This is a genomic window from Halomonas sp. SpR8 (genome assembly GCF_031010195.1).
In the GTDB taxonomy this organism is placed as follows: Bacteria; Pseudomonadota; Gammaproteobacteria; order Pseudomonadales; family Halomonadaceae; genus Vreelandella.
In genome coordinates this window covers 88583-94659 of record NZ_JAUAMC010000013.1, presented here as the reverse complement: position 1 = coordinate 94659, position 6077 = coordinate 88583, and the positions used below count along the sequence as shown (strand labels likewise).

General features: G+C 57.7%; 4 protein-coding genes. 2 read left to right on the top strand and 2 right to left on the bottom strand.

Going from position 1 to position 6077, the window contains the following annotated elements; all coding sequences use genetic code 11:
- Positions 1-92: IS3 family transposase (locus QT230_RS19740; RefSeq protein ID WP_308323797.1), on the top strand; the 92-nt coding region annotated here is incomplete at its 5' end.
- Between the two features lie 126 nt (positions 93-218).
- Here QT230_RS19740 and speA read toward each other — a convergent pair.
- Both speA and QT230_RS19730 read right to left on the bottom strand, forming a co-directional pair.
- On the bottom strand, positions 219-2147 hold the full coding sequence (gene speA, locus QT230_RS19735; protein WP_308323867.1) for a biosynthetic arginine decarboxylase: 1929 nt from the start codon (positions 2145-2147) through the stop codon (positions 219-221).
- Positions 2144-3103, bottom strand: coding sequence for a homoserine kinase (locus tag QT230_RS19730; RefSeq protein WP_308323866.1), 960 nt, complete (start codon positions 3101-3103; stop codon positions 2144-2146). The genes speA and QT230_RS19730 overlap by 4 nt, the downstream gene beginning before the upstream one ends.
- Positions 3104-3268: 165 nt before the next feature.
- On the opposite strand from QT230_RS19730, the gene polA reads away from it, so the two are divergent.
- Positions 3269-6058: a DNA polymerase I gene (gene polA / locus QT230_RS19725; RefSeq protein ID WP_308323865.1), complete on the top strand. Its 2790-nt coding sequence runs from the start codon at positions 3269-3271 to the stop codon at positions 6056-6058.
- Positions 6059-6077 lie beyond the last annotated feature (19 nt).

Genomic DNA, 6077 nt, shown 5'->3' with positions numbered 1-6077 from the left:
ACATCCATTACTATAATCATCAGAGGATCAAGCAGAAACTAAAAGGCCTGAGTCCCGTGCAATACAGGACTCAGGCCATGTCAGCTAGTTGAGAGAACCAACCGTCCAACTATTGGGGGTCAGTTCAAACCGCAGGTGGCGTTTCTTTTTGAACTGTTTAAGCCAACCTCTCTAGGCAGGCCATTTAAGCCAAGCTGTTAGAGGCTGTTCGAGATAGCTCATTCAAGATAGGTATAGCCCTCTAGTCCTTCGCTTAAGCTAGCCGCAAAGCGTGCCTGCTCTTCAGCCGTCAAGCCGCTTGCCGCCAACTGATCAGTGAGTTTCTGCTTGAGCACATTGGCGTTGAAATTGACGTAAGCAAGTACTTGGGCCACCGAGTCCCCTGCCAGCGGGTTTGAAAGCGACCATTCTCCATCTGCATTGAGTGCCGCATCAACAGAATCGGTATCGCCGAACAGATTGTGTAGATCGCCGAGTATCTCCTGATAGGCGCCCACTAGGAAGAAGCCTAACCAGCGCTCGTCGTCTGATGGCCATTCGGGCAGTGGCAGGGTGCTCTCTACCCCTTGGCCGTCGACGTAGCTGTCGATGCGGCCGTCGGAATCGCAGGTGATATCCTGAATCACCGCCCGTCGGATGGGGGCCTGATCGAGCCCGCTCAACGGCAGCACCGGGAATATCTGCTCGATACCCCAAACGTCAGGCACTGACTGGAACAGCGAGAAGTTGACGAACAGTTTATCGGCAAGCTTCTCCGCCAGCTCATCCATAATTTCCCGATGGGCACGATTGCGGGTATCAAGCTGGGTGCGCAGCCGCGCGCAGGCAGCCATATACACCCGCTCACCTTCAGCGCGGGTGGTAATGTCGCTTAGACCCATCACAAAACGATCCTGCAGTTCACTCACCGCTTGAAGAAGATCGTGCCATGCCTCTACCAGCATGCGCGGCTCCTGGGCTGTGGCGAGTTGCTCATACACGCGCCACAGCAGCTCAACTTGAATATCTTCTTGGCTTCCGCCTAGCGCATGCCGTTCCGGCGGGGTGTCGTCAATGCGTTCTTCACCAATTACGTTGGTAACCAGTACTGCGTGGTGGGCGGTCAGCGCACGGCCCGATTCACTGATTAGATGAGGCTGCCGGAGGCCCGCCTCTTGGCATAGCTGAGCAAAGGCGCTCACCACGTTTCGCGCGTATTCGCGCATCGAATAATTAGCGGAGCAGAAGCTGCGCGAGCGTGTGCCTTCGTAGTCGATGCCCAGGCCGCCGCCGACGTCCGCGGTATCGATCGGCGCACCCAGCTCCATCAGGTTCTGGTAGAAGCGTGCGCATTCGCGCAGGCCGCGCTGAATATCGCGAATATTGGCGATCTGGGAGCCCAAGTGGAAGTGCACCAGCTGCAGGCTTTCCAGCGCATCCTCGCGACGCAGCGTATCGACGACTTCAAGTATCTGGCTGGCGGTGAGACCAAACTTGGATTTTTCGCCGCCGGTATTCTGCCACTTACCTTTACCCACCGAGGCCAGGCGGGCGCGCAGGCCTATGCGGGGCGTGACCTCCAGCTCGCGAGCTTCTTCTAGGATCAACTGCAGCTCGGAGAGTTTTTCGACCACCAAGTAGACCTTGTGGCCCAGCTTCTCCCCTAGCAACGCCAGACGCACGTATTCGCGGTCTTTATAGCCGTTACATACAATGAGCGAGGAGCCGCCGTCGGAAAGCGCCAGCACTGCCAGTAGTTCGGGTTTGCTGCCCGCTTCCAGCCCCACCCGGCCATTACCGCGCTCGGCAGTGGCCAGAATCTCCTCGACGACACGGCGCTGCTGATTGACCTTAATCGGGTAAACCGCGGTGTAGCCACCTTGGTAATCGCAGTCGCTCATTGCGGCATCAAAGGCACCACATAGCTGCTCGACGCGGTCATGCAGAATATCGCTAAAGCGCACCAGTACCGGCAGGCGCAGCCCGGCACTTTGCAACTGGCGAACCAGGCCGCTTAGCGGTAGCGCCGGGCCTTCTGCATCGCTGCCCAGTGGGCGTACCAGCGCTTGGCCGTGATCGTCGACATCGAAGTAGCCGCTGCCCCATTGGTCGATATTCCAGGTGCGCCGTGCGCGCTGGGCAGGACTAGTCGTCGCCATCACACTCATGCAGAAACCTCAGGCAGCGGCAGTGCCCCGTGGGCAATGCGCGCGGTTAAAATGGTCCGAAAACGGTCAGGGTCGTGGGGGGTCAAATCGTGGGCGGGTGGATCAACATAGACCACCAGCAAACGCGACAGCCAATAGCGTAGCGCCGTCATGCGCAGCATGGTGGGCCACAGTTCCCGCTCAGTCGCGGTTAATGGGCGGCGCGCTTGGTAGGCACTCAACAGCGTGTTGTAACGCTCAGGATTGAGCGTGCCATCGTCGTTAGAGGCCCAGTCGTTGATCACAATGGCCAAATCAAACAGCAGATCGCCGGTGCAGCCATTGTAAAAGTCGATAATACCGCCAAGCTGGTCACCCTCAAACAGGGTGTTGTCGCGAAACAGATCACCGTGCAGGGCGCCTTGGGGAAGCGCATCGTGCTGCGTAAAGGCACTTTCGAAATCGTCGACTTCATCCTTCATCAGCGTTTGATCTGCGGGGCTCAGGTAGCTCAACACCTTATGGTGCATCACCTGTAGCCAGTTCAGATCCCGTGGGTTCGGGCGATGGCCGGGGAAGCGTTTCGACACCACGTGCAGGCGGCCCAGGGTATCCCCCAAAGTACGGCATTGAGCTAAATTGGGTGCTTCGGGGTGCCGCCCAGGCAGGCGCGGGTAGAGTAGCGCCGGTTTGCTCTCCAGGCTATGCAGCGCGATACCTTCACGGTCGTGAATGGTGCCGGGTACAGGTAAGCGGTGCTCGTCTAGATAGTCCAACAGCTCAACAAAGAACGGCAGTTCCTCGTGCTCGCCCTGCTCAAAAAGGGTCAGAACAAGTTCACGGCGGTCGGTGGTCACAAAAAATGTTGAATTCTCGGTGCCGTTCGCGACGCCCTGTAGGGAAACGAAACTGCCAACATCAAATTTTTCTAAAAACGCGGCGACCTGTGCGTCGCTAAGCGGGGTAAATACAGCCATGAGAGTCTCGCCCAGGTTGCTAAGCCCATTATTGTAGCGGCTTGGTCGCTTAGTTGGCAGCGTTGTTGTGTTAAAGAGAGGAGAGTTTGACTCTGCAGGCAACCCGCGCAGCGGGTATCATGGTAGCAACTCATTTTAGTAATTTTTCAATAATGGAACTTGGTTATGGCTCGCGCTCCGATCGTCCTCGTAGATGGCTCCTCCTACCTTTACCGTGCCTTCCACGCGCTGCCGCCGCTAACGACCTCCAGTGGTCAGCCGACGGGCGCAGTGAAAGGTGTGTTGAACATGCTCAAACGGCTGATTAAGGATTACCCCGACAGCCCCATGGCGGTGGTGTTCGACGCGCCGGGTAAAACCTTCCGCGATGATATGTACAGTGACTACAAAGCGCATCGCCCGCCCATGCCCGATGATCTGCGCAGCCAGATTGCGCCGCTGCACGCTTGCGTAAAAGCGCTGGGCCTGCCGCTGCTGTGCGTTGAAGGTGTCGAGGCGGACGATGTAATTGGTACTTTGGCCCACCATGCCACCCAGGCGGGACGCGACGCGGTGATCTCCACCGGCGATAAAGACATGGCGCAACTGGTCAATGCGCATATCACGCTGGTCAACACCATGAAGGATGAAACCTTGGACGAGGCGGGCGTGGAGCAAAAGTTTGGCCTGCCGCCCGCGCTGATTATCGATTTTCTCGCCCTGATGGGCGATAAGGTCGACAACATTCCCGGCGTGCCCGGCGTGGGTGAAAAGACCGCGATTGGCCTACTGCAAGGCATGGGCGGCGGGCTGGAGACCATCTATGGCGATTTAGAGCGGGTCAAAACGCTCACCTTCCGGGGCGCGAAAACGCTGCCCAAAAAGCTGGAAGAACATCGCGATCAGGCGTTTCTCTCCTATCAGCTGGCGACCATCAAGGTCGACTGCGAGTTGCCGGTGGGCTTGGATGATTTAGATATCGCCCACCCGGATCGCGAGGCGCTGGTCACGCTGTATAAAGAAATGGAGTTCCGCCAGTGGCTGGGCGAGCTGCTGGAAGGCAAAGACGAAGGCGTAGATGACGTTAAAGGCGGCGAGCCTGCGCCCGCGAGCGCTGATGAGGTAGGAACCAAGTCCGAGGTGTCGAGCGCTGCTGCTAAAGCATCTGTGCGTGAAGATCACATTATTCTCGAACAGGAAGACTTTGAGGCTTGGCTTGCGCGGCTACAAGACGCTGAGCGCTTCTGCTTTGATCTGGAAACCACCAGCCTCAACTATATGGATGCCGAAATCGTCGGCGTCGGCTTATCGCTGGAAGCGGGGGAGGCGGCCTATATACCCCTGGCCCACGATTATCTGGATGCCCCCCAACAGCTTGACCGTAAAACCGTACTCGCCGCGTTAAAGCCACTGCTGGAAGATCCTAAAAAAACCAAAATTGGCCAGAACCTTAAGTACGATATTTCGGTGCTGGCTAACTACGCAATTTCCGTGGCGGGGCCGTTTGCCGACACCATGCTGGCCTCCTACGTGCTCAACTCAACTGCCACGCGCCACGACATGGATTCGCTGGCGCTGAAGTATCTGGGCGAAAAAACCATCTCCTTTGAAGAGATTGCCGGTAAAGGCGCCAAGCAGCTGACCTTTAACCAAATAGCGCTGGAGCAGGCGGCGCCTTACGCCTGTGAAGATGTCGATATCACCCTGCGGCTGCAGCAAACGCTGCGCCCCCAGGTTGAGAATGAAGGGCGCCTGGCAGAAGTGCTCGATTATATCGAACTGCCGCTGATCAAAGTGCTTTCGCGCATTGAGCGTAACGGGGTGGCGGTGGATGCAGATCTACTGCACAAGCAGAGCCAGCAGTTAGAAAAGCGCATTGGCGAGTTAGAGCGCGAGGCGTTTGAACTCGCCGGGCGGGAATTTAACCTGGGCTCGCCCAAGCAGTTGGGGCAGATTCTGTTTGAAGAGCAGAAAATCCCGGTGCTCAAGAAAACCCCTAAAGGCGCGCCCTCGACCGCGGAAGCCGTGCTGGAAGAGCTGGCGCTGGACTACCCGCTGCCGAAAGTGATTATGCAGCACCGGGGGCTGGCCAAGCTTAAATCCACCTACACCGACAAGCTGCCGCGGCTGCTCAATAAAGCCACCGGCCGAGTGCATACCAGCTACCACCAGGCGGTCACCGCCACCGGGCGGCTGTCGTCGTCAGACCCCAACTTACAGAACATCCCTATCCGTACCGAAGAGGGGCGCAAGATTCGCCAGGCGTTTATCGCCCGCCCTGGTTACCGCATTGTCGCCGCCGACTACTCGCAAATTGAGCTGCGCATTATGGCGCACCTTTCCGAAGATAAAGGCCTGCTGGAAGCCTTTGCCGAAGGACGCGATATCCACTCCGCCACCGCAGCGGAGGTCTTCGGCACCTCCCTTGAGAAAGTCTCTGGCGATCAGCGGCGCAGCGCCAAAGCGATTAACTTCGGCTTGATCTACGGCATGAGCGCCTGGGGGCTGTCGCGCCAGCTGCATATCGAGCGTAACCAGGCGCAGACTTATATTGACCGCTACTTCGACCGCTACCCCGGCGTGGCCCGTTATATGGAGCGCATTCGCTCCCAGGCGGCGGAAGATGGCTTCGTCGAAACTGTATTAGGTCGGCGCCTCTACCTGCCGGAAATCCAGTCGCAAAACCGCAACCGCCGCCAAGGCGCCGAGCGCACTGCAATCAATGCGCCGATGCAGGGTACCGCGGCGGATATCATCAAGCAGGCGATGATCAGCGTGGATGCGTGGCTAACCGAAGGCGAGTTCGACGCGTTGATGGTCATGCAGGTGCACGATGAACTGGTGTTTGAAGTGGCCGAGAAGCAGGTCGAAGCGTTTATCGAGCAAGTGCAAAAGCGTATGCAGGGCGCGGCAGCGCTAAAAGTACCGCTAATCGTCGAGGCGGAGAGCGGCGCCAACTGGGATGAAGCGCATTAAGTAGCGCTCACACAAAAAG

Coding starts and splice junctions, on each gene's coding strand:
- speA (WP_308323867.1), bottom strand. CDS start 2,147: ATGAGTGTGATGGCGACGACTAGTCCTGCCCAGCGCGCACGGCGCACC.
- QT230_RS19730 (WP_308323866.1), bottom strand. CDS start 3,103: ATGGCTGTATTTACCCCGCTTAGCGACGCACAGGTCGCCGCGTTTTTA.
- polA (WP_308323865.1), top strand. CDS start 3,269: ATGGCTCGCGCTCCGATCGTCCTCGTAGATGGCTCCTCCTACCTTTAC.